This is a genomic window from Nocardioides salsibiostraticola (assembly GCF_054783655.1).
This window is the reverse complement of the sequence record NZ_BAAGQD010000012.1, coordinates 59,253-85,249: the sequence shown is the minus strand read 5'-3', so window position 1 is coordinate 85,249 and position 25,997 is coordinate 59,253. Positions and strand designations below refer to the sequence as shown.

Annotated in this window: 26 protein-coding genes, 1 other RNA gene and 1 pseudogene; 9 read left to right on the top strand and 19 right to left on the bottom strand. The window is 67.1% G+C overall.

The features are described 5' to 3' along the window. Window positions 1-192: pseudogene (locus ACYVLV_RS07205) on the top strand (hypothetical protein); the annotation flags it as partial. Window positions 193-220: 28 nt separating this feature from the next. Then, the gene (locus ACYVLV_RS07200; protein ID WP_460808869.1) at window positions 221-778 is read left to right on the top strand and encodes an NYN domain-containing protein; all 558 of its coding nucleotides are present in this window, start codon (window positions 221-223) and stop codon (window positions 776-778) included. Here ACYVLV_RS07200 and ACYVLV_RS07195 read toward each other — a convergent pair. The 8 genes from ACYVLV_RS07195 to ftsE form a co-directional block, all read right to left on the bottom strand. Then, complete coding sequence (locus tag ACYVLV_RS07195) at window positions 735-2,375, bottom strand: hypothetical protein (RefSeq protein ID WP_460808868.1); 1,641 nt, start codon at window positions 2,373-2,375, stop codon at window positions 735-737. The two genes, ACYVLV_RS07200 and ACYVLV_RS07195, sit on opposite strands and share 44 nt — an antisense overlap. 248 nt (window positions 2,376-2,623) lie before the next feature. After that, window positions 2,624-3,322 (bottom strand): type 1 glutamine amidotransferase domain-containing protein, encoded by a 699-nt coding sequence (locus tag ACYVLV_RS07190; RefSeq protein ID WP_460808867.1) that lies wholly within the window; start codon window positions 3,320-3,322, stop codon window positions 2,624-2,626. Window positions 3,323-3,508: 186 nt separating this feature from the next. Continuing rightward, window positions 3,509-3,879, bottom strand: a transfer-messenger RNA (tmRNA) gene (gene ssrA, locus ACYVLV_RS07185). A gap of 67 nt (window positions 3,880-3,946) precedes the next feature. After that, a complete protein-coding gene (locus ACYVLV_RS07180; protein WP_460808866.1) occupies window positions 3,947-4,840 on the bottom strand; it encodes an amidohydrolase family protein in 894 nt (297 codons plus the stop codon). Between the two features lie 3 nt (window positions 4,841-4,843). Then, window positions 4,844-5,350 carry an SsrA-binding protein SmpB gene (smpB, locus tag ACYVLV_RS07175; RefSeq protein WP_460808865.1) on the bottom strand — a complete coding sequence of 169 codons (507 nt, stop codon included), beginning with the start codon at window positions 5,348-5,350 and terminating at the stop codon, window positions 4,844-4,846. 43 nt (window positions 5,351-5,393) lie between these two features. After that, window positions 5,394-6,617: a peptidoglycan DD-metalloendopeptidase family protein gene (locus ACYVLV_RS07170; protein WP_460808864.1), complete on the bottom strand. Its 1,224-nt coding sequence runs from the start codon at window positions 6,615-6,617 to the stop codon at window positions 5,394-5,396. Between the two features lie 130 nt (window positions 6,618-6,747). Next, complete coding sequence (gene ftsX, locus ACYVLV_RS07165; RefSeq protein WP_460808863.1) at window positions 6,748-7,659, bottom strand: permease-like cell division protein FtsX; 912 nt, start codon at window positions 7,657-7,659, stop codon at window positions 6,748-6,750. Next, window positions 7,659-8,351 carry a cell division ATP-binding protein FtsE gene (ftsE, locus tag ACYVLV_RS07160; RefSeq protein ID WP_460808862.1) on the bottom strand — a complete coding sequence of 231 codons (693 nt, stop codon included), beginning with the start codon at window positions 8,349-8,351 and terminating at the stop codon, window positions 7,659-7,661. Before ftsE ends, ftsX begins: the two co-directional genes overlap by 1 nt. A gap of 74 nt (window positions 8,352-8,425) precedes the next feature. Between ftsE and ACYVLV_RS07155 the strand changes: the two genes are divergently transcribed. Both ACYVLV_RS07155 and ACYVLV_RS07150 read left to right on the top strand, forming a co-directional pair. Continuing rightward, window positions 8,426-9,094 carry a hypothetical protein gene (locus ACYVLV_RS07155; RefSeq protein ID WP_460808861.1) on the top strand — a complete coding sequence of 223 codons (669 nt, stop codon included), beginning with the start codon at window positions 8,426-8,428 and terminating at the stop codon, window positions 9,092-9,094. 63 nt (window positions 9,095-9,157) lie between these two features. Further along, on the top strand, window positions 9,158-11,899 hold the full coding sequence (locus ACYVLV_RS07150; RefSeq protein WP_460808860.1) for a zinc-dependent metalloprotease family protein: 2,742 nt from the start codon (window positions 9,158-9,160) through the stop codon (window positions 11,897-11,899). Window positions 11,900-11,902: 3 nt separating this feature from the next. Here ACYVLV_RS07150 and ACYVLV_RS07145 read toward each other — a convergent pair whose 3' ends face one another. Then, a complete protein-coding gene (locus ACYVLV_RS07145) occupies window positions 11,903-12,937 on the bottom strand; it encodes an SGNH/GDSL hydrolase family protein (protein ID WP_460808859.1) in 1,035 nt (344 codons plus the stop codon). A gap of 122 nt (window positions 12,938-13,059) precedes the next feature. After that, on the bottom strand, window positions 13,060-14,172 hold the full coding sequence (gene prfB, locus ACYVLV_RS07140; RefSeq protein WP_460808858.1) for a peptide chain release factor 2: 1,113 nt from the start codon (window positions 14,170-14,172) through the stop codon (window positions 13,060-13,062). 78 nt (window positions 14,173-14,250) lie between these two features. Here prfB and ACYVLV_RS07135 point away from each other — a divergent pair, with 78 nt between their 5' ends. Beyond that, entirely contained in the window at window positions 14,251-15,339 is a 1,089-nt protein-coding gene (locus ACYVLV_RS07135) for an SGNH/GDSL hydrolase family protein (protein WP_460808857.1), read from the top strand. Between the two features lie 125 nt (window positions 15,340-15,464). On the opposite strand, the gene ACYVLV_RS07130 is transcribed toward ACYVLV_RS07135, so the two are convergent. Next, a complete protein-coding gene (locus ACYVLV_RS07130) occupies window positions 15,465-16,214 on the bottom strand; it encodes a hypothetical protein (protein WP_460808855.1) in 750 nt (249 codons plus the stop codon). A gap of 181 nt (window positions 16,215-16,395) precedes the next feature. Continuing rightward, complete coding sequence (locus ACYVLV_RS07125; protein ID WP_460808853.1) at window positions 16,396-17,658, bottom strand: trans-sulfuration enzyme family protein; 1,263 nt, start codon at window positions 17,656-17,658, stop codon at window positions 16,396-16,398. Window positions 17,659-17,815: 157 nt separating this feature from the next. On the opposite strand from ACYVLV_RS07125, the gene ACYVLV_RS07120 reads away from it, so the two are divergent. Then, the gene (locus ACYVLV_RS07120; protein WP_460808851.1) at window positions 17,816-18,295 is read left to right on the top strand and encodes an Lrp/AsnC family transcriptional regulator; all 480 of its coding nucleotides are present in this window, start codon (window positions 17,816-17,818) and stop codon (window positions 18,293-18,295) included. Here the strand turns inward: ACYVLV_RS07120 and ACYVLV_RS07115 are convergent. From ACYVLV_RS07115 to ACYVLV_RS07085, 7 genes are read right to left on the bottom strand one after another with little or no spacing between them, the layout of a single operon-like run. After that, a complete protein-coding gene (locus tag ACYVLV_RS07115; protein WP_460808849.1) occupies window positions 18,269-18,727 on the bottom strand; it encodes a Tad domain-containing protein in 459 nt (152 codons plus the stop codon). The two genes, ACYVLV_RS07120 and ACYVLV_RS07115, sit on opposite strands and share 27 nt — an antisense overlap. After that, on the bottom strand, window positions 18,724-19,179 hold the full coding sequence (locus ACYVLV_RS07110; protein WP_460808847.1) for a hypothetical protein: 456 nt from the start codon (window positions 19,177-19,179) through the stop codon (window positions 18,724-18,726). The genes ACYVLV_RS07115 and ACYVLV_RS07110 overlap by 4 nt, the downstream gene beginning before the upstream one ends. After that, on the bottom strand, window positions 19,176-19,565 hold the full coding sequence (locus ACYVLV_RS07105) for a TadE/TadG family type IV pilus assembly protein (protein WP_460808845.1): 390 nt from the start codon (window positions 19,563-19,565) through the stop codon (window positions 19,176-19,178). Before ACYVLV_RS07105 ends, ACYVLV_RS07110 begins: the two co-directional genes overlap by 4 nt. Beyond that, window positions 19,565-19,780: a hypothetical protein gene (locus ACYVLV_RS07100; RefSeq protein ID WP_460808843.1), complete on the bottom strand. Its 216-nt coding sequence runs from the start codon at window positions 19,778-19,780 to the stop codon at window positions 19,565-19,567. The genes ACYVLV_RS07105 and ACYVLV_RS07100 overlap by 1 nt, the downstream gene beginning before the upstream one ends. 31 nt (window positions 19,781-19,811) lie before the next feature. Further along, the gene (locus ACYVLV_RS07095) at window positions 19,812-20,756 is read right to left on the bottom strand and encodes a type II secretion system F family protein (protein WP_460808841.1); all 945 of its coding nucleotides are present in this window, start codon (window positions 20,754-20,756) and stop codon (window positions 19,812-19,814) included. Continuing rightward, window positions 20,753-21,607: a type II secretion system F family protein gene (locus tag ACYVLV_RS07090; protein ID WP_460808838.1), complete on the bottom strand. Its 855-nt coding sequence runs from the start codon at window positions 21,605-21,607 to the stop codon at window positions 20,753-20,755. Before ACYVLV_RS07090 ends, ACYVLV_RS07095 begins: the two co-directional genes overlap by 4 nt. Window positions 21,608-21,611: 4 nt before the next feature. Then, window positions 21,612-22,367 (bottom strand): CpaF family protein, encoded by a 756-nt coding sequence (locus tag ACYVLV_RS07085; RefSeq protein ID WP_460808836.1) that lies wholly within the window; start codon window positions 22,365-22,367, stop codon window positions 21,612-21,614. Window positions 22,368-22,525: 158 nt separating this feature from the next. Here ACYVLV_RS07085 and ACYVLV_RS07080 point away from each other — a divergent pair, with 158 nt between their 5' ends. From ACYVLV_RS07080 to ACYVLV_RS07070, 3 genes are all read left to right on the top strand, one after another. Next, on the top strand, window positions 22,526-23,212 hold the full coding sequence (locus ACYVLV_RS07080; RefSeq protein WP_460808833.1) for a hypothetical protein: 687 nt from the start codon (window positions 22,526-22,528) through the stop codon (window positions 23,210-23,212). A 338-nt stretch (window positions 23,213-23,550) separates the two neighbouring features. Beyond that, entirely contained in the window at window positions 23,551-24,450 is a 900-nt protein-coding gene (locus ACYVLV_RS07075) for a tyrosine-type recombinase/integrase (RefSeq protein WP_460807410.1), read from the top strand. 303 nt (window positions 24,451-24,753) lie between these two features. After that, window positions 24,754-25,959: an IS110 family RNA-guided transposase gene (locus ACYVLV_RS07070; protein ID WP_460808831.1), complete on the top strand. Its 1,206-nt coding sequence runs from the start codon at window positions 24,754-24,756 to the stop codon at window positions 25,957-25,959. Window positions 25,960-25,997 lie beyond the last annotated feature (38 nt).

Genomic DNA, 25,997 nt, shown 5'->3' with positions numbered 1-25,997 from the left:
ACCGAACACCGAGCGAAAACCCACCTCAACTACCGCGCCACACCCCGCGCACCCGGCGAAACCCTCTGGCGAACACCCCACGGACTCACCCGCATCGTCGACCACACAGGCACCCGAAAACTCGGACCAGCCGACAGCCCCCTCGAATTCGAACTCGCCGAAATGCTTGCGCGCATTCCATACGCTGGTTGAGAACCGGGACGCCTGTCAGACTCCGGGCATGACTACGCGCCGCACCTTCGTGCTCGTGGATGGCGAGAACATCGATGCCACCCTGGGGTCCCACATCCTGGGTCGACGGCCCAACCCGGACGAGCGTCCCCGCTGGGAGCGCGTGAGCACGTTCATCGAGGAGCGGTGGGGCCAACCGGTCACGGGCCTGTTCTTCCTCAACGCGAGCAACGGCACGCTGCCGCACGGTTTCGTCCAGGCCCTGATGGCGATGAACTACCGACCGGTGCCCCTGGCGGGACGAACCGACGAGAAGGTCGTCGACATCGGGATCATCCGGACCCTCGACGCGCTGCTCGACATGGAGGATGCCGACGTCGTCCTGGGCAGCCACGACTCGGACTTCGTCGAGTCGATGACGGCGCTGGTAGGCCACGGCCGCAAGGTCGGGCTCATCGGGTTCAGGGAGTGCACGAGCACTCAGTTGGTGATCGACGGCATCGAGCGCTTCGACCTCGAATACGACATCCACGCGTTCCAGACCGAACTTCCGCGCGTCAAGATCATCCAGCTCGAAGACTTCGACCCGCTGTACTTCCTTCGCTAGCGCGGGCCCCCCTGGCGGCGCCGTACAGCAGCACCACGAACCACACCGTGACCAGAAGGTCAGCCAACGCGACCGCGAACACCACGATCCCGGCGTTCGGCTCCATCGAGGCCGCGATCAGAGCGAGTCCCAGGGCGACGCCGAGAACGACCGTCAGCCATCGGATCGTCGATGCCGACCACTCCCGGTCGCGACGCACCGCCATGAGGGCTGTGCACGTGGCCACTTCGACCACGAACAGAGCCACGGTCGTCATCACGGTGACCGTTCCTCCCCCGATGCCGAGCCACTCGACGGCGGATGGGACCACGGCGACCCATGCCGCGAGTCCAGCGACGTAGAAGCCGCGATGAACCGGGTGTAGAGAAGTGAGCGCCACCGCGGCCAGCACCCATCCCACCGGGTCGGGGACGAGGTCGATACTCCCGATATTGAGGTCGACGAGCACCATCAGCAGACCCGTAGCGGCCATGGTCAACGGGCGCATCGAAGGGGACGGTTCAACCGCCCTCGGCAACACTCGCCGCCCTTGGCGCCGCCAGAGCAGCGCGGCAGCGAGTGCCGCGAGGAGCGCGCCGGTGAACCACCGCCACGGTTGCCGCGGATCGCTCACCTCGTCGGGAGCCACGGCGGCGACTAGAGGGTTCTGCCACAGGTCGGCGGCCAACACCGGGGTGCTCACCTGCTCGCCGGAACCGGCCATCTTCTGTTCATCGACCGCACCGGTCGTAATGTCGACGATGGAGACGGTGTTGCGGGATTGAGCGACTACCACCCGCTGGTCGTCCACCCAGCCCAGGATCTCGTACGGGTCGACCCCGCGCGGCAGGGCGACGGTTCGGTCGCGCGCCTGTTCCACCGTGCTGCCGGCGTACAGACGCCACCTCTTGTTGGTTCCGTTGGGAGCTCCGACGTACGCGAACGCGGTGTCGTCCGGCGCCCATGATGCGGCGACGACCCGGTGGGGCAGGGTCAGCTTGGACTGCCGCCCTGTGGCCACCTCGTGGCGGTAGACCGTGCGGCCTCGGGCCCAGACCACGCCGGTAGGCGCCGAGCCGACGATCGGGAGCCAGTACTTGCCTGGCTCCTCGATAACGACGGACGAACCGTCCTGGACATCCCAGGCGACGAACTGGTGGCCGCGCCGGGCAGGTGAGGACGGGGTCTCGTAGCTGGTCAACAGGTAGCGCGAGTCACCGGAGAAGGCCAGATCGGCCATGGCGTCGCGGACCCGGGGGACGTCCGGGTCGGCCAACTCACGGATCTCGCCGCTGGTGGTGTCCATGACGGCCCACCCGACGAAGCGAGTGTTCCCCCGTGAACCTCGGCCCTCCGCATGCCGGGACCAACCGACCCAGCGTCCGTCGGGCGACAGCGCGAACTGGCCGATCAGACCCGAGTTCTCGATGTCGATGCCGGGCAGCTCGACCCAAGTTTCGTGACCGTCGACTGCCGACACACCAAAGGTCTCGGAGCGTTGGCTCTGGCCAGTCACGCCCACCGGAACGGTCCGCGTCGAGATCCCGAGGGCAGCCAGCGGTCCGTCGACCCTCTCCTCGTCCGACCAGGGGCTGGGCGCGTTGATCGAGTCGGGCAACGCAAGATCCTCGAACGACACAGAATCAGGGGGCGAAGCGGCACCGTCGCCACTCTCGAGCGTAGGCGCCGCGACAGCCGCGCCGAGCATCAGGAAGGCTCCCACGACGACAAAAAGCGTCCACCGCGAGCGTATCGAGGGTGTTCGCCACGTCATGCCGACATCTTCACCCGGATCGTCCGGAAACGGAGAAGCCGCCCCGACCGAGGTCGGAGCGGCTGTCGTTCAATCCGTATGGATCTCCGCGGTCAGGCCTTGAGCAGTCCGACGACCTTCTGCGCGGCCTCGGTGCTGGAGGCCGGGTTCTGGCCGGTCACCAACTTGTCGTCGACGACCACGAAGGGCGCCCACGCTTCTCCCGAGGAGAAGGTCGCACCGGCCTCGCGCAGACGGGACTCCAGCAGCCAGGGGGCCTTGTCGGCGAGCCCGGCCTGCTCCTCCTCGGCGTCGGTGAAGGCGGTCAACTTGCGCCCGGAGAACAGCCAGGAGCCGTCGGCGCGCTTGGCCGGCAGGAGACCGGCGGGGCCGTGGCAGACCGAGGAGACGACCTTGCCACCGTCGAGCATGGTTACCAGGATGCGACCGAGGTCGTCGCTGACGGCAAGGTCCTCCATCGGGCCGTGGCCGCCGGGCACGAAGACGGCGTCGTAGGAGTCGAGGTCGACATCGGCCAGGACCAGCGTTGACTCGAGCCGTCCGGCGAGGGCGTCAAGGGCCTTGCGCTGCTTCGCCGACTCATCCTCGCCGATGGTGTCAGCGGCGAGGCTGCCTTCGTCCACGACAGGGGTCTTGCCGTCGGGGCTGGCGAGGTCGACGTCGATCCCGGCGTCGGAGAACACCTGCAGCGGCGACAGCAGCTCCTCGGCCCAGAACCCGGTGGGGTGCTTGGTCCCATCGTTGAGAGTCCAGTGGTCGGAACCGGTCAGGGCGAACAAGATCTTCGGCACGTGAGTACTCCTCGAATCAGGGGGTGGGCGCCGTGCGGCGCCGCATCACGACGCTACCCATGAGGTGGTCGGCTCAATCGCCGTGAGAGAACACGCACATCAGCCGCTCCGACCGGAGTCGAAGCGGCTGATGCTCAAGAGGGCTGGCTCTCGGTGGTGCGACCCACCGGGACCGGCGATTCTGCGCAGTGGAGCTGGCGGGAATCGAACCCGCGTCCTCGAGCGCTGAACCAGGTCTTCTCCGGGTGCAGTTCGTGATGTCGATTTTCTCAGCCTCGGAGCTCGCACGAACACGTCCCCGACAGGCTCAGTCAAGATTGAGTCCCGATCAACCCTCCTGACAGAAGTTGATCAGCAAGTCTCCTAGATGACGCCAGGGTCCGGGACGGAGACGGGTGCCCGGTCTGACGCTTCGATCACCGCTCAGGCGGCGAGAGCGAAGGAACTGCGCTTGTTTTCGGCAGTTATAAGTTTCCAGCGATCGTTAACGAGATGACGCTGGCTTCTCGACCCGCTTCCCCTGGAACTAACGTCCCAAGTCGAAACCGATCAGCCCCTCTTGAGTTATGAGTTCATCCTACGGGCATCAACCGACATCGCCTACCCGGTTGTTCCGCGAGCGCCTCAGGCGCGGGTCTCCCCGAAGAGACGGACCCCGTTGTGCCACAGGACATCCCGCAGCCAGTCCTCGCCCAGGCCGACGCTCGCCAACTCCTCCAGTTGGCCGACGTAGCTGAACGGGAGCGTCGGGAAGTCGGAACCGTAGAGCACCTTCGACTGCAGATCGACCAACCGCGAGACGAGCTCGGATGGATAAGAACCGTCGGAGGAGAACCAGCGGGTGAAGGCCATCGAGGTGTCCAAGCACACCCGCTCGAACCGTTCGGCCAAGGCCAAGAAGCCCTCCGACTCCGGGGACCCCATGTGGGCGGCGATCATCACCAACTGAGGGAACCGCTTCAGCACCCGTTCCATCGAGTCGGGTCCGGTGAATTCGTTGCCCACCGGGCCGGACCCCGAGTGCACCATGATCGGCGTACCCGCGGCCTCCAGTGCCTCCCAGGCGCCGTCGAGCAGCGGGTCGTCGAGGTGGAACTCCCCCACCTGCACGTGCACCTTGATCATCTCGACCCCGCGTTCCACCAGGTCAGAGATGTACGCCACGGTTTCGGGCTCGGGATAGAGCGTCGCGGACCAGATCACCTCCGGAATCTGGGTGGCGAACTGCTCGGACCACGTGTTGAGGTAGCCGGCGATCCCGGGACGGTGGGCGTAGGGCAGCGTCGAGAAGCGGCGTACGCCGAAGGACCGCAACTGCTCGATACGTTCGTCCTGGGAGCCGCGGTAGAGGATCGGCCAGTCCCGGCCGATCTTGGGTCCCGCCTGGTCGAACTCGCGCCATACCGCCCGCTCGATGTTCTCGGGCAGGAAGTGGACATGGGCGTCGATCAGCCCGGGGAGCCCCAGGTCCTGCCAAAAAGCGGTGACCGGCACGGGGTCCGCGTGCGCCTCCACCACCGGCTAGTCCATTCCCTTGAGTCGACGTCCGACGTCCTGCTCGATCTCCCGGTTGGCCTGGCGCTCGGCCAGGGCGTGCCGCTTGTCCCACGACTTCTTGCCCTTGGCCAGGGCGATCTCGATCTTCGCGCGACCACCGACGAAGTACAGCGCCAACGGGATCACCGTCAGACCCTTCTCGTTCACGCGGCGCTCGATCTTGTCGATCTCGTCGCGGTTCAACAGGAGTTTGCGCTTGCGTCGCGCGGCGTGGTTGGTCCACGTGCCCTGGGTGTACTCCGGGATGTGCACATTGTGCAGCCACGCCTCGCCGCCGTCGATGTCCACGAAGCCGTCGACCAAGGAGGCTCGCCCCATCCGCAGTGACTTCACCTCGGTCCCCTGCAACACCATCCCTGCCTCGAAGGTGTCCTCGATGAGGAAGTCGTGGCGGGCCTTCTTGTGTTGCGCGACCATCTTCCGCTCAGGTGGCTTCACCTGAGCGGCCGAGGGGGAGGTCTTCTTGGGCATCCGGCCAGTGTAGGTGGCGGGCTAGGCGGCGCGACCTGCGGAACTAGAAGTAGTTCTCCGGGTTGACTGCGTTGCCGTTCTTCAGCACCGTGAAGTGCAGGTGGCAGCCGGTGGACCAGCCGGTGTCGCCGACCGAGCCGACGCGCTGACCGCGCCTGACCTTGTCCCCGATCCCCACGTTGTAGCCCGCCGCGTGGTTGTAGACCAGGGTCAGATTCGCGCCGTTGACGCGCCCCACGTTGATGTAGAGCCGGTTGCCGTAGACCGAGTCGTAGTACCGCTGGACCACGGTCCCGTTGGCGCTGGCGAGCAGGCTCGACCCGCAGCCGGCCCCGAAGTCGGTTCCGTCGTGGAGGCCGTAGTAGCCGTAGATCGGGTGCACGCGATAGCCGTACGGCGAGGTGATCCGCCCGTTGACCGGGTAGTTCAACAGGCCCCCGGTAGCGCCGTCGTAGACGTTGTCGTCCTGGGAAGCCGCATCGAGGATGAGCTGCTTGATCCGCTGCTCGCGCTGCTTCAGGTCGGCGATCATCTGCCGGTCCTCTTCACGCGCAGCGGCCGCCTCCTGACGTGCCTCGAGCGCGGTCTGTTTCACACTGCGCCGGTCGTCGACCAGCCCCCGGACCGCATCCTTGGCGTTGACGGTCGCGTCGTTGAGGGCGTCGATCTCCAACAGGTTGGCGGCCGCGTCCTCGCGCTGAGCCTTCACCTCAGCCCTCGCCTCAGCGACCTGCTTCTCCTTGGCGGCCAGGACGTCTTCTGCGTCCTGCAGAGCGGAGTAGACGCGTTCCCCGTGCCCGACGATGGCGTCCTGGGTGGTCTGGGTGCGGACCACGTCGTCCAGCGACTCGGAGTTGAGCAACGCGGAGAGGGCCAACAGCTGAGGGGCCCCCTGCTCGTAGACGGTGGCGACCTCGTCGGCCACGTCCGCCTGCTGCTGCTTGACGGCGATACGCCCCGCCTTCAGATCGGCTTGCGCTCCCTCGAGGTTGGCCGTGGCCGTTTCCAGGGCCACCTGGAGAAGTTGGTCCCGCTCGCGGGCCTCGGCCAGGCGAGCCCGCGCCGCGACTGCGGCGTTCTGTGCCTTCTGCAGCCTGGCCTGAGCTCCACTGAGTGACGCCTCGGCGATCGAGGCCTTCTTGGTGGCCAGTCGCAACTTGTCACTGGCCATCTCGAGGTCGTCGTTGACCTTCTCGATGCGCGACTGGACGGAGTTTCGCCGGTCCTTGAGGTCGTCTTCAGCGGCGTTGGCAAGGGGGAGGGCCATCGCGCCAGCGACCACTACAAGTGCCAATGCGGCACTCACAGCACGCTGACGAGTGGCGCTGGGGAAGTAGCGCACAGGTCTGCCTTAAAGCGTTCGGGGAAGTGAACGTCTCGACGGTAGCCGCCGAGGGTCAGATCTTGACGTATTTACGGGTCAGTAGGAGTGTCGGAATCAGAGTGAGGATCGGCGCGACGACGGCCACGACGCCCACGGCGTACCCGAAGTCGGCCCAACCCACCCACGGGAAGAACCTCAACTGCTGGCTGACGCCGTCGATGATGCCGAACTTCATGAAGCCGGCCAGCGCCCCAGCGGCGAGCCCCGCCCCCAGCGCGGCGGTCACCAACGCCTCCAACAGGAACGGGAGCCCGATGTAGAGCGTGGAGGCTCCCACCAACCGCATGATGCCGATCTCCTTGCGCCGGGCCAGGGCGGCCAGCCGGATGGTGTTCCCCACCAGCAGCAGGGCGGCGAGGATCAGGAAGCCGGCCGTTCCGAGGGCGCCGTACTTCATGGCGTCGATCGAGGCGTAGATCGGTTTGAGGGTCTGCCGGTCATCACGGACGTAGCTGACCCCGTCCAGGCCGGAGGCGGCGCTGATGATGCCCTCCCCCTGCTGCGGGTCCTTCAGCGTCACCCACAACGAGGACCGCAGGTCCTCGGCGCTGACGGCGGAGTCGGCGCCCTCGAAGCGTTCGGGCCCAAAGATCTCCTTGGCCTTCTCGAAGGCCAGTTCCTGAGACTCGAACCGGTACTCCGAGACCTCGGGGTTGTCCTCGATGACCTGCTCGACCGCGCGCTGCTGAGCCGGGGTGACCTCGCCGAGGCAACCGGGGTTCTTGTCCTCGGCGTTGCACAGCCAGAAGGTCACCTGCAGCTGGTTGCCCAGCTGGCGGGCCGTCATGTCGGCCTGCTTCTGCAGGAGTACGCCGAGCCCCACCAGGGTCAGCGACACGAACAGGGTCAGCACCACCGCGATGTGCATCGACACGTTGCGGCGCAATGCCTGTCGCAGCTCGGTCAGGACATATCTCAGTTGCATCAGGGGGCCGATCCGTAGGCGCCACCGGCCTGGTCACGAATGACCTTGCCGTGGTCGAGCTCGATGACCCGCTTGCGCATCGAATCCACGATGCTCTCGTCGTGCGTGGCCATCAGCATGGTCGTGTGGGTCTCCTCGTTGATCCGCGTGAGGAGCTTCATGATCTCCATCGAGGTGGTCGGGTCGAGGTTCCCGGTGGGTTCGTCGGCGATGAGGATCATCGGGTGGTTCACGAAGGCGCGCGCGATCGCCACCCGCTGCTGCTCGCCGCCGGACAACTCGTCGGGCATCCGCTCGGACTTCCCGGACAGTCCCACCAGTTCGAGGGTCTCGGGGACCACCCGGCGGATCTCGGACTTGGACTTGCCGATGACTTGGAGCGCGAAGGCGACGTTCTCACCGACGTTCTTGTTCTGCAACAGCCGGAAGTCCTGGAACACCGTCCCGATCTGACGACGTAGCCGTGGCACCTTCCACCCCGCGAGGCGGTTGATCTCCTTACCCGCGACGTACACCCGCCCGCTGGTGGGGCGGCTCTCGCGCAGAATCAGGCGCAGAGCGGTGGACTTGCCGGACCCGGAGGACCCGACGAGGTAGACGAACTCGCCCTTGGCGACATCGACACTCACGGTGTCGAGTGCGGGCTTGCCCGGTCCCGGGTAGGTCATCGTGACCTTTTCGAAGCGAATCACTGGCCTGACGGTAGCCGAGGGGGTACAAGCGGTCCGTTAGGCGCCCGGGTGAGGCCCGACACTATCGTGGTGCCATGCGATCAACCGGCTCCCGAGGCCCTCTCCTGCTGGCGATCGCCCTCGCGCTGACGCTGGCCTTCGCCGGTGTCGTGTGGCTGCGCGGAAATGGGGAGTCGACCTCACCGCAGGCCCAACCGGACCCGACGGTCGAGGCCGAGCCCATGCCGCCCGGGGTCGAGGACGTGCCCGACGCTCTGGTGGTCGCTCGCGCTCCCTTCTGCGAGGTGGTGGAGGACACCGACGTGGAGTCCGCGCTGGGCGGCGAGATCGCCGATCGTGCCGCCTACGACAACGGCGACCGCGTCGAGGTCGGCTCCTTCTCCGATGTGGCCCACGAGTACGGCTGCCGGTGGGACGGCCGCAAGGGCCTGACGGCTCGGGCGTGGGTCTTCGTCCCACCAGTGACCGTCAAGCAGGCGCGGTCGATGATCGAGGTGACCCGGTCCGCGACGGGTTGTAAGGATCTGACCGGCTCCTACGGCGCTCCCTCGCTGGGCCTGGCCTGCGCCGGCAAGTCACGGCAGCAGGCGTCGTACCGCGGGCTGTTCGGAGACGCCTGGCTCACCTGCACCCTGAACGCCCCAGCGAGCATGAAGGCCGGGAAGGTGGCCCGTCGGGCCGACCGCTGGTGCGCTGCGGTAGCGCTGGCCGCGGGTGACGAAGCGCCGCCGGCCGAAGAGTAAAGTCTCGCCCTCGAGAAGGTGCGATCTGCGGCGGAGAGCGACGCAGGCACCTAGGCTCGTCGGGTGCCCCCACACACGCGCCACTTCATCCCCCTGACCCTGCTCGGCCTCGTCCTCACCGCCGTGCCCGCCCTCGCCCCGGCCCAGGCCGCCGAGGACTCCCTACGCGACATCGCACGGTCCAACGATCTCTCGGTCGGGCAGGCCCGATCCATCCTGGCGGACCCCACCGCCCGGGTGGGCGCCAACGACCGCTTCTACTTCGTCGAGCCCATCCCCGAGGGCCCCGCCTCCGCGGCTCCGGTTCCGCAGCCCGCCTTCCCCCTCGACGACACCTTCTCGCTGCACTCCAAGCCCGGTTCCCAGCGCACGGTCTACCTCGACTTCAACGGCGAGATCGTCAGCGGCACCGGGTGGAACACTGCGGGCAACGGTGCGGTTCGCTCGGGTTACCACGCCGGTTGGGACCCATCCGGTGACGGCTCGACCAGCTTCACCAACGCCGAGAAGCGCATGGTCCAGGACATCTTCTTGCGGGTGGCCGAGGACTTCGCCCCGTTCGACGTCGACGTCACGACCTCGGACCCCGGGGCGGCCGCGCTCGCGCGCACCAGCAACGCCGACCAGGCGTACGGCGCCCGGGCCCTGATCACCGACAGCGACGAGGCGCACAACTCCCTCTGCGGGCGGGGGTGCGGCGGCGTCGCGTACGTCGGGTCGTACGACATCGTCGGCAACGACTACTACCAACCCGCCTGGGTCTTCCCCGCGGGCCTGTCGCAGGACCCCAAGAACATCGCCGAGGCCGCCTCCCACGAGATCGGCCACAACCTCGGACTCGACCACGACGGCACCTTCGGCGACTCCTACTACAGCGGTCACAACGGGTGGGCGCCGATCATGGGAGTGGGCTACAACCAACCGATCTCGCAGTGGAGCAAGGGCGAGTACTTCGGCGCCGACCGGACCGAGGACGACCTCGAGATCATCAACTCCCACGGTCTGGCCAACCGGACCGACGAGGCGGGCGGCACCGTGGCCTCCGCCGCCGCGGCCCTCCCCGCGGGGACGGCGTACATCACCTCGCGGACCGACATCGACGTCTACGCCCTGGGCCAGTGCACCGGAACGATCTCCCTGACGGCCGACCCGGTCGAGGTCAGTCCCAACCTGGACATCAAGCTCAACCTGCTCAACGCAGCCGGCGCCACCGTGGCCAGCCACGATCCGGCGTCGGCCGGCACCGGTCGGGACTCCGCCACCGGCCTCGGCGCCGCCCTCAACACCTCGGTGGGCGCCGGTCTCTACTACCTCGCCGTGGACGGCGTGGGTCGCGGAAACGTGAACAACGGGTACAGCGACTACGGCAGCCTCGGTGCCTACACGGTGTCTGGCGCCGCGTGTGCGGACGTGGAGGCGCCCGGCGCTCCGCGTGACCTGACCGCGGTGCGTGACCTCGCCGACGGCGAGGTCGACCTCGCGTGGACCGCCCCGGCGAACGACGGCGGCAGCGCCATCACCCGCTACGACGTGTTGGTCGACGGCCTGGTCGCCGCCACGTCGGCAGGCACCAGCGCGTCCTTGCCCATCGACAACACTCCTCACGACCTGTCCGTGCGCGCCGTGAACAGCGTCGGCGCTGGCTCCGCCTCCGCGACCGTCAACCTTGCCGGGGTCAACGCCCCTGGAGCGCCGACCACCGTGGCGGCCACCCGGACCATCGACACCGCCACTCTTACCTGGGCACCGCCCGCCAGCACCGGTGGCTCCCCCATCACCGGCTACCAGGTGGCCCTTGACGACGGCTCGTGGATCGCTGCCGGGGACGCCACCTCCCGCACCCACACCTTCACCGGCGTCGATCTCGACGCCCATGAACTCTCCATCGGCGCCGTCAACCAGGTCGGTCCCGGGACCGTCGTCACCGTTCCGGTCGCACGCATCGGCGCCCCGACCGCTCCCCTGGCCGTCGCGGCGACCCGCAACCTGGGCCCCGGCGAGGTCACCGTCACCTGGAACCCACCGACGAGCGACGGTGGGGCCGCCGTGAGCGGCTACGAGGTGCAGATCGACGGCACCACGACCACCGTGCCGGCGACTCCGCGCACGTTCACCACCTCCGCGTCGTACGCCGCCCACGCCATCGTGCTCCGCGCCCTCAACGCCCGGGGCACCAGCGCCGACTCCGCCGCCGTCACCCTGGCTGCCGTGAATGCTCCTGGAGTGCCCAGGTCGGCCCGGGCCACCCGCTCCGCCACCTCGATCACGCTCACCTGGACGGCGCCGGGCAGCACCGGAGGCAGCCCGATCACCGGCTACGAGGTCAACCTCGACGGCGACGGGTGGGTGCCCACCGACCGCTCGACGCAGCACGTGTTCCCCACCGATGACGCCGCCCACGCGGTCGCCGTACGCGCCATGAACGCGGTGGGTCCCGGTCCGAGTGCCGTGGTCGGCGTGGACACCCAACCGGACGACGCGGTGATCCCACCGACCCTCAGCGCACCCGGTCAGCCTCGGATCGGCCGGGCCAAGTCGGGCCGCCGCGGCTGGAAGGCGACCGCCACCATCCGGTGGCGTCCCCCCGTCAGCGACGGTGGTGCGGAGATCAGGAGGTACCAGATCTTCGCCTACAAGCTGAAGGGCAAGCGCACCGTGAAGCGCTTCAAGAGGGTCGTGTCCGCCAACAAGCGGGTGCAGAGCGTGCGACTCCCCCGTGGGGTCTACAAGTTCGCGGTGCGCGCCAAGAACAGCGAGGGCAAGAGCCCGTTCAGCTCGAGGTCGGGCAAGGCCCGAGCGCGCTAGGGCTCACCGGACACGAAAGCGCCGGACCGGGCCGGGCGTCGACACCATGCTGCCCCGCACCACTCGGAGTCGGGCGCGGTACAGACCGGGGCTCAGCGTCAGGACCACCTTCTTGGTGGTCGCCGAGGTCCTCCGGCGCATGAGGCCCTGTCCCCCGCCCCGAATGGACACCCGGAGCGAGGTCGCCGCTGTCCGTGAGGCCTCGCGTGGCCACGCCAGTGTCGTTCGGCCACCAGCACGCACCCGCACCTTGCGGACGCGTGGGCGGACATCCCACGCCTCGCGGGATGGTCGGGCCACTGGGCGGGGCAACGCGCCGGCCTGTTTCAGGGCGGCGGCGATGTGAAACGCCAGCACCCGCTGGCCGGTGACATTCGGATGTACGCCGTCGAAGGTGTGTGCCTTCGGGCGGAACGTCCACGACGATGCCGTCGAGTCATGGGCGAGGGTCACGCGAGGGTCGTCGGCGTAGCGCCGTGCCACCAACGCGTTGGTTGCGCGGGCCACGTCGTTGCGGCCGCCCGACACCGCGAACGACGGCCGACTCGACATCGTGATCTCGCTCAGCACGATCTCGATGTTCGGATCGGCCGCCCACACCTTCTCCAGGAGGCTGCGTGTCCGAGCCTCGAGCGTCGCTGGAGTCGATGATCCGGTCCCGTTGAAACCCAGTCCCACCGACACGACGTGGGGTTGGTAGGCCCTCACGCGTTCCGCGATCAAACGACCCTGACCCGCCAGACGCGCCCCGGACGTTGCGGCGTGGGCTGTCTCGAATCCCGCGTCCGTTCGCAGGTACCGACTCCGGTCATGACCAATTCTGGAGAGACTGCGGTTCGGACCCACGAAAGTCACTGGAACCCGTTGCCGGCTGAACTCGCGCCACACGAAGTAACGCAACGTCGCGTCACCCTGTCGGCCCTGGGTGATCGAGTCTCCGACGAACATCACGCGCAGCTGCGGTGACGGTTCGGCTGCGAGAGCCGGCGCCATGGAAGTGACGAACGGCAGCAGGGTCATCCCGAGCACGGCGATCATGGACGCGCCACAGTGGGCGCGCAGTGAGGTACACATGGTTGGGGGGGCCTTCCGGGGGGAAACGGTTACATCGCCTGGGTCTGACGAGGCGCGCTTCGCTGATCAAGTGCTGTTGGCGCTGGCTACTCCTGGCGGTCGGCGCCGCGGCGCCAGCGGATGCCGGCCTCGAGGAAACCGTCGAGGTCGCCGTCGAAGACCGACGAGGGGTTGCCGACTTCGTACCCGGTCCGCAGGTCCTTGACGACCTGGTAGGGGTTCAGCACGTAGTTACGCATCTGGTCTCCCCAGCTGGCTGCGACGTCACCCTTGAGGTCGTCGAGGTGCGCCTTCTCCTCGGCCTTCTTGCGAGCCAGGAGCTTGGCCTTGAGGACGACCATCGCGCTGGCCTTGTTCTGCAGCTGGGACTTCTCGTTCTGACACGAGACCACGGTGCCGGTCGGGAGGTGGGTCAGTCGGACGGCGGAGTCGGTGGTGTTGACCGACTGTCCACCCGGACCACCGGAGCGGTAGACGTCGGTGCGGATCTCCTCGTCGGGGATCTCGATGACGTCGGTCTGCTCGAGGACGGGGACGACCTCGACCGCGGCGAAGCTGGTCTGGCGACGGCCCTGGTTGTCGAAGGGGCTGATCCGGACCAACCGGTGGGTGCCTGCTTCGACGGAGAGGGTGCCGTAGGCGTAGGGGGTCTTGATCGCGAAGGTGGCGGACTTCAGGCCCGCCTCTTCGGCGTAGGAGGTGTCGTAGACGCTGACGGAGTAGCCGTGTTGCTCGGCCCACCGCATGTACATCCGCATCAGCATCTCGGTGAAGTCCGCGGCATCGACGCCACCGGCGCCGGCCCGGAGGCTGATGATGGCCTCGCGGGCGTCGTACTCGCCGTTGAGGAGGGTGCGGACCTCGAGTTGTTCGACCGACTTCTTGATCTTCACCAGATCGGCGTCGGCCTCCGCCAAGGAGTCCGCGTCGCTCTCCTCACGGCCCAACTCGATCAGGGCCTCCACGTCCTCGATCCGGTCCGAGAGGGCGACGAAACGGTCGACCTGGCCCTGGATGTCGGACAGGCGACCGGTCACGCGGGTGGCGTGATCGACGTCGTCCCAGAGATCGGGGGCCGCTACCTGCTCTCCGAGGTCGGCGATTTCACGGCGCATCTCATCGATGTCGAGCACCTGCTCGATAGTGCGCATGGTCGCTTGAAGCGACTTGATCTCTTGGTCGTAGTCGGGGCCTGCCACAAGGAGCAAGCCTACGGGTCCCCGCACGGTTTGAGTGAAGTGGCGGACTCCGCGGGGAAGCCGTCGTAACCTTCCCGGGTGTCGTCGTCACCAGTCAGGGCTCTCGGGGTGGTGCTCTGCCTCCTCGCGGGCTTGCTCACCGGTGTTGGTGCTGGTCCGGCCACGGCCGCGATCCCCCTGCTGAACCCCGATGACCGGTTGCGGGTGATGTTCGTGGGCGATTCGATCACCCAGGGTCGACAGGGCGACGCGACGTACCGCTATTTCGTATGGCGTGAGTTCGTCCGCCAGCAGGTGCCGGTGACCTTTGTGGGACCGACCAAGGAACTGGCCAAGACTCGCGGCACACCCAGCAACTATCTGCGCACCGACCTGGGCTTCGAGACCCAGCACGCGTCGAAGGCGGGCTCGAAGTTCCCCTCCCACATCGCCCGCATCGACAGTTTGGTGCGGGCCCATCGACCCGACGTCATCGCCCTGATGCTGGGCTACAACGACGCCGGGAAGACCGACGGCCGGACGATCGCGATCAACACCGCGCGCTATCTGGAGCTCACCTGGCGGGCCGATCCGGACATCCGGTTCGTGTTGGGCGAGATCACCTCGGCGTACCGCTTCAACCGGAACAAGGCCACCAACCGCAACCGCGAGACCTCGAAGGCCAATGCGCTGGTGCGGGAGTGGTACGGCGACGACCCGCGGGTGAGCATCGCGTCGAACGTCACCGATGCGCGTCGTCCGTGGAACCCCGCCCAGCACAGCTACGACGGCGTCCACCCGAACATGGCAGGCCAGAGTCTGCTGGGCTTCCACTTCGCCACGGCGTTCCGGGCCAGCGGCGATCTGTACGCCGCGCCCGCGGAGCCGACCTCGCCCAAGTGGAAGGTGCGACCCCGCATCGAGTCCGTGGGTGTCGCCTCACAACGCGGCCGTGGTCGACAGGCGGTGGCCCTGAGGTGGCCCCACCAGGCCCGGCGGATCTACGTCAAGGGCTTCCGCCTGGTCATCCGGCGCCCGAACGGGTCGTTGGTCGCTGTCCGGAACTCGGCGAAGGCCAAGCAGGCGCGCGTTTCCCTGCCGTCCGGTCGCTACCGGGCGCGGCTGGTCGCGTGGCGCGGGCCGATGGTGTCGCCGCCGGGGCCGACCAAGTCGTTCCGGGTGCGCTGAGGCGTGACCACGCAGAACGATATCTATTGCGCACCGGTCCGAGCGGCCACACGCAGCGACGCGTCAGTATCCCTCATGGGATACCGGCGCGTCGCAACGAGATGAAAGACTGGACCTAATTCGGTTCAGCCAAACACACACACCGTGTAGACTGTGACGTTGATCGGCTGGGACGTGCCGTTGTACAGACGCACGCGCCATTGACTTGGGTTATGGGGATGCAACGCCGCGATGTTGATATCGCGGGAGTTCGCGTTGGTGATCGGGAACTGAAGGTGCGCGACACCACCAGCCATTGCCACCTTGCCGATCGGGCACGGTGGAGTGACTGATTCCGCCCCACGGTTCGGAGGGACCGGGTTGGACACGGTGATGAGGCCGCTAGAAACCACCTCATAACCGGAGACACCGTCGTCTCCCGCAGGTCCTGTGGGGCCGGCGGGTCCTGCATCACCCTGAGGTCCTGCATCACCCTGAGGACCTGCATCACCCTGAGGACCTGCATCACCCTGAGGACCTGCATCACCCTGAGGACCTGCATCACCCTGAGGACCTGCATCACCCTGAGGACCTGCGTCACCCTGAGGACCTTGAGGTCCGACTGGCCCCTCTTTATTCCAGTCCAGTGCGACTTCATTCTTCTTGCAGGTGGCGTTGTCTCCGACCACCTTGAAGGTCCCGCTGCTCGCGTTCACGCACGTGTGGATGAGGTCGTCATCCCCACCATGGGCGTTCGCGATTGAAACCAGTCCAACACTGGCCAGCACGATCGAAAGGCCAACGGCAAAGCGAGCCATTGTCGTTCTTGAAATACGGGGTATCATTTTGAGCATCCTTAGCTTGATCTGGAGGATCTTGCTTTCGGGGCCCGACAATTACCCCCCTCCATGGCGCCGGGCGGTCTCGCCAAGTTAGCGCGCAAAAAGGTGTCTGTCTCTAGACCTAATGTGCAGTCAATAGCCCGTGAGAATGGTTTCTCGTATAGCCCGGGAAGATCATGGTGTGACTAATAGTGCTCAGCAAGACCCGGGGTGAACGACACCGCAGCGGCGGCCCTTAGGCCCGGGCGGTCGCGTGATGCGCACCCATCGTGACGCCGCCGGGGCTGACCAAGTCGTTCCGGGTGCGCTGAGGCGCCTGCTGGAGTGCCGAGTCGAGAGCCTGGTCGAGGTCGGCGATGAGGTCGTCGGCGTTCTCCAGACCGATCGAGAGCCGCACGAGGCTCGCGGCCGGTCTCGCCTCGGGGGCAACGGGGCGATGCGTGAGCGCCGCGGGGTGTTGAACCAGGGAGTCGACGCCGCCGAGGCTGACGGCGTGGGTGAACAGTTCGACGCCGGAAGTCACCCGCGTAGCTGCCTCATAGCCGCCGCGAAGGTCCATCGAGATCATCGCTCCGGTGCCGCGGAACTGGCGGCCGAGCAGCGCGCGTGGGTCGTTGTCCGTCGAGGGGTAGTGCACGTGCTCGACGGCCGGGTGGGTGCGCAGCCAGTCGACCACCTGACGGGCGGTCTCCTGCTGGGCACGCACGCGCAGCGGAAGAGTCGCCAGTCCGCGGTGGAGGAGGTAGGCGCCCAGGGGGTGCAACAGGCCACCGGTGACTGCGCGGACCTGGCGCAGCGAACGGGCCATCTCCTCGCCGCAGGCGATGACGCCGCCGACCACGTCGCCGTGTCCGCCCAAGTACTTGGTCGCGCTGTGCAGGCTCATCGCAGCACCGTGGTCGATCGGGTTCTGCAACACCGGGGTGGCGAAGGTGTTGTCGACTAGGACGGGAACCGTTCCAGCCTGCTCCACCACCCAGCCGATGTCCGACAGCTCGAGGGTCGGGTTGGCCGGGGTCTCGAGGATGACCATCGCCGTGTCCGGGCGGATCGTGCTCGCCACCTCGTCCTCCTCGCAGAAGGTCACCTCAACCCCCAGTAACCCGGAGGCGAGGAGGTGGTCGGTGCCGCCGTACAGCGGGCGGACGGCAATGACGTGGCGGTGCCCGGTCAGGGCCGAGGTGGCAATCACCGCGGCAGTCATCGCAGCCATCCCCGAGGCAAAGGCGACGGCGGTGTCCGCGTGCTCGAGGCCGGCCAGCGCCGTCTCGAACCGAGCGACGGTCGGGTTCCACAGCCGTGCGTAGACCGCGCCGCCGTCCTCAAGCGGGTATCCCCCGGTGGCCATCGACTCATAGGAGTCACCACCACGCTCGATGTCGGGAAGCGGGTTCGTCGAGGACAGGTCGATCGGGAGGGCGTGTACACCGAGCGCCTGGAGGTCCTCGCGACCTGCGTGCACGGCTCGGGTGTCGGCGTGAAGGCGGTTGAAGTCCATACGTGTCAGACTGAGCGTGATCGCAGACTTTGAACAGATTGATTGCCTTCTCGCTTACTAGAAGACGCTGATCAGCGATCAGCAGCAACATTGCCACCGATGATCGGAGTGGATCTTGCTCGAATCACAAACGTCCGCGGCGTCACGAGAGTCTCGGTTGGACGACCTCGACCGGGCGATCCTGCAGGCGCTCTACACCGACGCCAGCACCACGAACAAGGCGTTGGCGCGCAGGCTGGGGATTGCGGAGTCGACCTGTGCCTACCGGATCCGTGCGTTGCGGGAGAGCGGCGCGATCCGCGGCACATACGCCGATCTCGACCTCGACGCCCTGGGCTTCCCCCTCCAGGCCATCATCAAGGTCCGGCTGGGGAGTCACGATCGGGAGCGGGTCAACCGGCTCTACGAGGGGGTCGTAGCCGCGCCCGGGGTGATCCGCGCCTATCACGTGGCCGGGTCGGATGACTTCCACCTGCACGTCGCCGTCGAGAACGCCCAGGCCCTGCGCGACCTGGTCCTCAACCACGTCACCAATCACCAGGTGGTTCGCGGGACCGAGACCCAGTTGGTCTTCGAGCTTCGCGCCGGGGCCGGGGTGCTGTCCAGTTCCTCAGCGTTCGGGGTCGACGACCGCTGACCCCGTGGCGGACACCGTGGGTCTGCTGGGCGAGCCGGGCACGGTGAGGGGCAGGTCGAGTGGGGCGCTGAGTTGCACGATCACCGAGTCGTCGGTGGGGTCGACGCGCACGGTGTAGGACAGCCCGGGGTAACGCTGGTAGGCGCCGACCTGGGTGAGGTAGCTACTCACGGCGGCGCGGGCCTCGCCGGCGGTGAGTTCCAGGGAGCCGGCGCCGACGCCGCCGGAGTAGACGTCTTCCCCGGTGGCGCCCAGATCCGCCCCGCGCAGTGCGGCCCCGTCGGCCAGGGTGCTGAGGCCCTGGCGTTGGAGGTACGCCGCGGAGGCGTCCACGACGACCGCGATCGCCAGAGCCAGAACGAAGGCGAACCCGATGATCAGCACGCTGACCGAGCCCTGCTCCTCACGGTGTTGCATCGCCGGGCGGGTCACGGGGCGATCTCCTGGTACTGCCCGATCGGGACGGTGTGGGAGGCGTCCAGTGCGAAGCTCGGGGTGTCGCCGCCCAGGATCTGGGGCATCAGGGGGAGGTCGACGCGGGAGTCGATGCGAACCGTGATCACCGACGTACCGCTGTGGCAGTTACGGGGCAACGGGGTGCAACTGACCCGGACCGTCAGCGGCGACCCCTCGAGACCCTGATCGGCCAGTGCGCGGCGGGCCGCGTCGCGGGCCCGGGCCTCACCGATCGCGTCGGTCGGGGCCAAGGCGTAGGCGCGGGCCGCGGACCGGGCGGCCGCGCTTGTGCCGAAGGCGCCCCGTTGCACCTCGAAGACCGACATGACGATCCACACCATCGGGATCAGCAGCAGGATCCCGACCCAGATGAACTCCACGACGGCGTTCCCATCCTCGTCGTGATCATGTCGTTCGAAGAGGCTCATGACGGCGCCTCCTCCACCGCGCTCCCCCGCACCTCCAGCGTGATGGCCGGTCCGCCCAAACCCAACGTAGGAACCTTCGCGCGCACCACCACCTCCACCCCCGGCGCTCCACCGACCGAGGTCCGTCGCACCGAAACATCCTGAGCGAATCGCCCGGCGATCGCCTCGTCGATCTGCCGGCGGGTCAGGGCTGCGCCGTCCGAGGGTCCGCGGTCCGAGGTGGCGGCGTACCGCGCGCCCTCGGACGCGGCGGCGGCCATCGTGTTGCGGACCAGCAGCACCAGTCCCAGTTGCAGGATGCCCAGGAACATCGGAATGAGCACCAGCAACACGAGCACGAAGTCGACCACCGCGGAGCCCTGTTCGGAGCGCCGGGCGGGACGCACTACTTCACCGAGTTGAGTGCGGCGCGCAGCATGTCTCCGAGTTGGTCGCTGGCCACGGTGCCGATGACACCGACCAGCCCGGCGGACATGACGGTGATCATCACCCAGCCGGGGACGTCGCCGCGCTCGTCGCGATCCTGCGACGAGAGTCCGGCGCAGAGCCCCAAGTAGAGCGCCACGATGCAGCGCAGGGTTGTCGTGTGGAGTGTTCTCATGATGGTGCCTTTCCGAGGGTTGTGATGCAGGTCAGGGAGCGATGAGGGAGAGCCCGATGACGCCGGGCCAGAAGGCGAACAGAACTGTGATGGGGAGAACGAGGAACACGACGGGGACCATCATCACGACCTCGCGACGAGCGGCGGTCTCAATGAGTTCGCGACGTCCCGCCTCGCGCACGTCAGCGGCTTGCGCGTGCAGAACGTCGGCCAACGGGGTGCCCCGCTCGACCGCGACCGCGATGCCCTGGGCGAACCGAGCAACCAACGGCAACCCGGCGGTGGCCGCCAGACGGTCGAAGGCCACCGAGACCGGCTCGCCGGTGCGGATCGCCGCCAGCACTTGGGCCAGATCGACCGACAACTCACCCCCGCTGCGGCGTACGACGCGGTCAAGCGCAGCGACCGGGCTCTCGCCCGCGGCGACCGACAAGGCAAGTAGCTCCGCGATGGTGGGGAACTCCGCCAGGATCCGACGCTCCCGGTTCTTCACCTGCGTGGAGAGGTAGTTGTCGCGACCCAGGACCCCGGTGGCGATGCCGACGGCGCACACAATGCCGGACGCGACCACGCTGCCGGGATCGGACAGAGTCCGGAGCAGACCCCACGCAGCGGTGACCCCGAAGCCCGCCAGCCCCCAGATCACCTGCTCGAGTCGGAAGTCGTGCACGGTCAGCGGCAGGTTGGCGCGCTCGATACGGCGGCGTACCGAGGTCGAACCACCCAGCACCCGTTCGACCCCGTCCGCGGCCGATCGCAGCACCGGGCCGAAAACCCCCGCGAGGGCGCCCGAGGAGGTGGGTGCGCCGACCGCCCCCAGACCGTGGTGACGGCGAGACTGCGGAAGGTCGCGCAGGTAGGGCAGGACCCGCACACTCAACTGGGGTCGCCGGATCACCTGGAGTCGAGCCACGACGAGCACCAGCCCCAGGCCGGCCAGGGCACCGCTGAGCGCTCCCCACATGGTCGGCGTCATGCCAGGATCCGCCGTTCGACCGGAAGCCGACCCATCCGCATCATCAACCGGTAGGCCACCACACACACCGCCGCACCGAAAGTCAGGATCGCGACCCCGACCCCCGAGCTGTAGCGCGTGATCGCGTCGGACTGGAAGCTCATCAGGAGCAGCACCGCCCAGGGGGCCGACACCGCCAACCGGGCTCCGTTGACCGCCCACGCCTGGCGCGCTTCCAGCTCGGATCGGGTGCGGGCGTCGTCGCGCAGGTAGCCCGACAGATTGCGCAACAACCGCCCGAGCTCTCCCCCGCCGACCTCACGTGCGATCCGCAGCCCCTCCACCACACGATCCCCCACCGGGTCCGCCAGTCGCTCCTTGAGCCGATCCAGGGACTCCCCGAATCGCCCGGTCACCTGGTAGTCCAGCGCGAAGGCGTTGAACGCCTCGCGCAACGGTTCAGGCCCACGGACCCCGAGACCGCCCAGCGCATCGGGCAGTGAAAGCCCCGCCCGGACCCCCGAGGCGAGGTTGTCGACCGCCTCCGGCCAGACCTCAGCGAACTCCCGCTGACGTTTGCGGGCTCGGCCCACGACGATCGCCACCGGCAGATAGGCTCCCATCGCCCCGAACACCAACGCCACCGGAGCGGTGCGGGAAACGACCTGCACGACGACTGCCGAGATGATGGCGATGGTTCCGCAGACGGCGAGGAAGCCAGCGGGCGTAACCCCGGCCATCCCCGCGCGGGCCAAGAGTTGCTCGATCCGTCCGGGTCGCAGCGTGGTCCTCTTCGATTGTCGGGGCACGAAGAAGGCCGACCACACCAGCATCAAGCCGATGCCGACCCCGAGTCCGACCAGCGCGCCCATGGCCTCACGCCCCCGCGCTGAGGAGTCGGTGTACGTCGATGCCGACCCGTTCGAAGCGCTCGGTCCGCGACGGCATGCCGTTCCCACGAACGAGTTGCGTTCCGCGGCGGACGAAGAGGGTCTCGGTCTCGATGATGTCGTTCTCCACCCGACCCGGGACGGTGACGATCTCGTTGACCCGACGCACGCCCTGGGCGTCGACACCCAGATGCACCACCAGATCCACCGACGCGGCCACCGTGGGCACCACGAATTTCGCCGAGATGTTCTCCCCCGCCAGCAGCGGCAGAGTGCAGACCTTCACCAGTGCCTCACGGGCACTGTTCGCGTGCAGGGTGCACATGCCCGGCAATCCGGCATTCAGCGCCAACAGCAGATCAAGACACTCCTCCGCGCGGACCTCGCCCACCAGGATGCGCGACGGCCTCATCCGCAACGCCTCCTTGACGAGGTCACGCAGGCGGATCTCCCCAGTCCCCTCCAGTCCCGATTGACGAGTCTGCATCGCCACCCAGTCGGGGTGGTGGAACCGAAGCTCGAAGACCTCCTCTGCGCTGACCACCCGCTCCCCGCCGGGGATGGCCGCGGCTAGGCAGTTCAGCATCGTCGTCTTGCCCGCCTGTGTCCCTCCTGCGATCAAGATGTTCAACCCGGCGCGGACCGAGGCCTCGAGGAACGCCTCGGCCTCGGGCGTCAGGCTTCCCAACTCCACCAGATCGGAGAGCCGGGCGGCCTTCAAGACAAATTTCCTGATGTTCACCGCCAATCCGCTTCCCACGGAAGTTCTGGCGATAGAATCAGCAAGTTGGTCCACGCTGTCGCCTGACCGAGCAGCAGACCCAAGCACCCGCTCATGCCGATGTGCGGATGTGGGTGAAGCGCGGGCGTGGTGGGAGTTCTCGATGAAAGGATGCCGTCATGTCACGACACGAGGCAGCCTGCGGGCGGCGACTAGTCGAGGTCGCGGAGTACGACGGGGAGTCCTCCGTCAGCATTGCTGCGACCCAACTCGGCTCCGCGTTCTCCGAACGCCGCAAGCGCCAGGTTGTCGACGAGTGGATCGACTTCTTTGGTTCCGGACCCACTCTCATCCGGAGTCTCTGCTTCACCACCCGAACGCCGAAGCGACTCTTCAGCGCCTTGTCGGGGCAGCCGCAACTCACGTCACTCAACGTGAAGTGGGGCGACTACGACGACCTCTCCGCTCTCAAGGGCATGTCCGAACTCCGCTCCCTGCGACTCCGTGGGGCCTCCAAGGTGCAGGACCTCGCTCCCCTCGCGGGTCTCCACCACGTCGAGGTACTACAGGTTGAGGGGCTGCAGGGCCTCGTCGACGCCGCACGGATCTCAGAGATGCAAGCGGTCACTGACCTTGAAGTTGGCGGAAACTGGATGACTCCCCGGAACGTCCGACTGCCCTCTATTGCTTTCCTCACCGAGATGCCACAACTGGAGCGCCTATTGCTCCACACGCTCATTGTCGACGACCTGAACTACGCATCCCTGTTGTCCCTGCCCAACCTCAAGACAGTGCGCGTGATGGAAGCGCGAGGTATGAAGCCGCCACATCAGGACCTCATCAAGCAACTGCCCTGGGAAGGCTGATCAACAACATCCGGTTCTGCTTGTTATGCACGTGATCCTCGCGGACATGCCGATGTGCGTGTGCCCATGCAGTCGGGTCGTGTGCCTGACAACGACTGACCGATCGTGCTCGAGCACACAACCCTGCAGACATGGCAGTGACAACGAAGTAGGCCCACCCGAGAGTGGAGTCGTGTGCCTCAGAACGCATCATGGACCGTCTTGAGGCACACGACCCCACGCCTCGGATGACAAACCCGGACGCACACGGTTCTGCCGCGATCCGCGCGGCAACGGAACGGACCTTCCGTTGACGATCGCGCCATCCGGGTTCTTGCTGGGCTATGACCGCTACCGACATGCTTCCCGTGACAATCGACCACGACGATCAGATTCTGCACCTGGCTGTCGCAGCGCACCTGGCTCGCTACAAGGGCGAGACCCGTGCTCACACAGCCTCCGATCTCAACATCTACCTGAACTGGTGCCACGACCACGGACTCCCGCCGCTTCAAGCCCAGCGCGCACACATCGAACTGTTCCTACGCTGGATGCAGGAAGTGCGCAGACTCAAGCCCTCAACTGTCTCCCGGCGCCTCTCAGTACTCTCGGGCTTCTACCGAACCTGTGTCATCGACGGTGTCCTCGAACACTCACCAGCCGAGTACGTCCGTCGCCCGAAGGTCCCCCCGGAGTCGCCGACCCTAGGGCTGAGCCACCTGCAGTTCGAGGCCATGCTCACTGCCGGCCGTGATTCGACCAATGACAACGACTTCGCACTGGTCGCGATGCTGGGTTTGCTCGGGCTGAGGATCTTCGAGGCCACCGGAGCCAACATCGAAGCACTCAGCGAAATCCGCGGACACCGAGTTCTCCGCGTACACGGCAAGGGAGACAAGATCGCCCAGGTCCCGCTCTCACCCGCCGTAGGTCGAGCGATCGACCGTGCCGCAGGAACCCGCGAGAGCGGCCCGCTACTTCTCAACGGTCAAGGCCGACGCATGGACCGGCACGCGGCCACTCGACGGCTACGAGCCCTGGTTCGGACTTCCGGAGTCACGATCGACCGGATGCACCCACACATGCTCAGACACACATTCGTCACGACGATGCTCGACGCGGGAGTTGACCTGCGTGACGTCCAGATCGCAGCCCGCCACGCGGACCCCCGGACAACGATGCGATACGACCGAGCACGCAACAACCTCGACCGGCACCCCAACTACATCCTCGCCGCCTTCATGGCCTCCGCGACATGAAGCATCGACACCGCCAGGGGCTTCTGCTGCGGATCGCAGCAGAAGCCCATGGCGGTGTCGCGCGGATCGCGGCTACTAGGAGACTTCCCTCAGGATCGATGTCTGGCCAGACTCGGTCCAGGTGTCCGGCGGGACGCTCGCTATGCGGCTGCCCACCTGCTCGTGGGGTGTGGCTCTCTTCTGGACTGCGGCCCGCCGGTCACCGTGACGAGGCGTGGCTCAAGAGGGGTCTGCCCAGCTCGTAGTAGCAATGCCCACCTCGTCGTCCTAGTTGGTTCAAACGACAGGCGAGAGGTGTGCAGCATGAGTGGAACGCAGGCAGTGATCATCGGGGTTGATCCCCACAAGATGTCGGTGACGATCGAAGTCCTCGACATGAAGGAAAGGCTGCTCGGTAGGGGCCGCTATCCGACCGATCAGGCCGGATATGTGGCGATGCGGACCTTTGTGAAGCAGTGGTCCAACCGGGTCTGGGCCGTCGAAGGGGCGAACGGTGCCGGCCGCCCGTTGACCCAACGCCTCGTCGCTGTTGGTGAACGAGTCATCGATGTTCCCGCGAAACTCGCTGCTCGGGTGCGGTTGTTCGATACCGGCCACAACCGCAAGACCGACGCCCTGGACGCCCACTCCATCGCGGTCGTCGCGGTCCGCACCGACGGGCTACGGGTCGTGGCGGACGACGGGGAACTCGAAGCGCTGCGGATGCTCACCGACCGCCGCGACGAACTGGCCCATCAACGCGTTCAGATCGTGAACCGGTTGCAGCGGTTGTTGAGCGAATTGCTGCCCGGCCAGCGCAAACGCGACCTCTCGGCTGCTCAGGCGAAGGTCATGTTGGCCACCGTGCGGCCCCGCGACATCGCTGGGAAGACCCGGCGCCGGATGGCGGCCGAGCAGATCACCGACCTGGGCGCGGTCGATACGAAGTTGAAGAAGATGAAGGCCGAACTGAAGGCCGCCGTCACCGCGCGCGGGTCCTCGCTGATGGACATCTACGGGGTCGGGCCCGCGGTTGCTGCCCGCACGCTGGCTGACGTCGGTGACGTGGCCCGGTTCGTGGACCGGAACCGGTTCGCGTCCTGGACCGGGACCGCACCACTCGACGCGTCCTCAGGTGAGCAGAACCGACACCGGTTGTCCCGGGCCGGGAACCGGCGGATGAACCACATGCTCCACATCATCGCGATCGTGCAGATCCGGCACGACACCGAAGGACGGGCCTACTACCGACGCAAACTCGCCGCGGGTAAGACCCCGATGGAAGCACTGCGGTGTCTCAAACGACGTCTGTCCGATGTCGTCTACCGCCAACTGAAAGCCGACGCCGCGAATGCTGAAGGGGCTGGGGGTGCGGGTCCGGGAGGGCACTGCGGGGCGACTCAAGAATCCAGCGCGGCCGACTCACACCCGCGAATCGACACTTCGGATGAGCCACTTCCCGGACCCGCGAAACCCACGCTACGCCCAGAACCCCGCCACGTGAAGAACCTCGTTTCAAGCACCCCTTGACACAGAGGGGTGCCAGAACCGGATGGCCGCGGAGCTCC

What these genes read in the sequence shown, in the direction of transcription:
- ACYVLV_RS07200 (WP_460808869.1), top strand. Translation starts at nt 221, where the DNA reads ATGACTACGCGCCGCACCTTCGTGCTCGTGGATGGCGAGAACATCGAT.
- ACYVLV_RS07090 (WP_460808838.1), bottom strand. Translation starts at nt 21,607, where the DNA reads ATGGGCGCGCTGGTCGGACTCGGGGTCGGCATCGGCTTGATGCTGGTG.
- ACYVLV_RS07155 (WP_460808861.1), top strand. Translation starts at nt 8,426, where the DNA reads ATGCGATCAACCGGCTCCCGAGGCCCTCTCCTGCTGGCGATCGCCCTC.
- ACYVLV_RS07100 (WP_460808843.1), bottom strand. Translation starts at nt 19,780, where the DNA reads ATGAGAACACTCCACACGACAACCCTGCGCTGCATCGTGGCGCTCTAC.
- ACYVLV_RS07080 (WP_460808833.1), top strand. Translation starts at nt 22,526, where the DNA reads ATGTCACGACACGAGGCAGCCTGCGGGCGGCGACTAGTCGAGGTCGCG.
- ACYVLV_RS07070 (WP_460808831.1), top strand. Translation starts at nt 24,754, where the DNA reads ATGAGTGGAACGCAGGCAGTGATCATCGGGGTTGATCCCCACAAGATG.
- ACYVLV_RS07145 (WP_460808859.1), bottom strand. Translation starts at nt 12,937, where the DNA reads ATGATCGCCGTGCTCGGGATGACCCTGCTGCCGTTCGTCACTTCCATG.
- ACYVLV_RS07095 (WP_460808841.1), bottom strand. Translation starts at nt 20,756, where the DNA reads ATGACGCCGACCATGTGGGGAGCGCTCAGCGGTGCCCTGGCCGGCCTG.
- ACYVLV_RS07075 (WP_460807410.1), top strand. Translation starts at nt 23,551, where the DNA reads ATGCTTCCCGTGACAATCGACCACGACGATCAGATTCTGCACCTGGCT.
- smpB (WP_460808865.1), bottom strand. Translation starts at nt 5,350, where the DNA reads ATGCCCAAGAAGACCTCCCCCTCGGCCGCTCAGGTGAAGCCACCTGAG.
- ftsX (WP_460808863.1), bottom strand. Translation starts at nt 7,659, where the DNA reads ATGCAACTGAGATATGTCCTGACCGAGCTGCGACAGGCATTGCGCCGC.
- ACYVLV_RS07110 (WP_460808847.1), bottom strand. Translation starts at nt 19,179, where the DNA reads ATGAGCCTCTTCGAACGACATGATCACGACGAGGATGGGAACGCCGTC.
- ACYVLV_RS07170 (WP_460808864.1), bottom strand. Translation starts at nt 6,617, where the DNA reads ATGGCCCTCCCCCTTGCCAACGCCGCTGAAGACGACCTCAAGGACCGG.
- ACYVLV_RS07125 (WP_460808853.1), bottom strand. Translation starts at nt 17,658, where the DNA reads ATGGACTTCAACCGCCTTCACGCCGACACCCGAGCCGTGCACGCAGGT.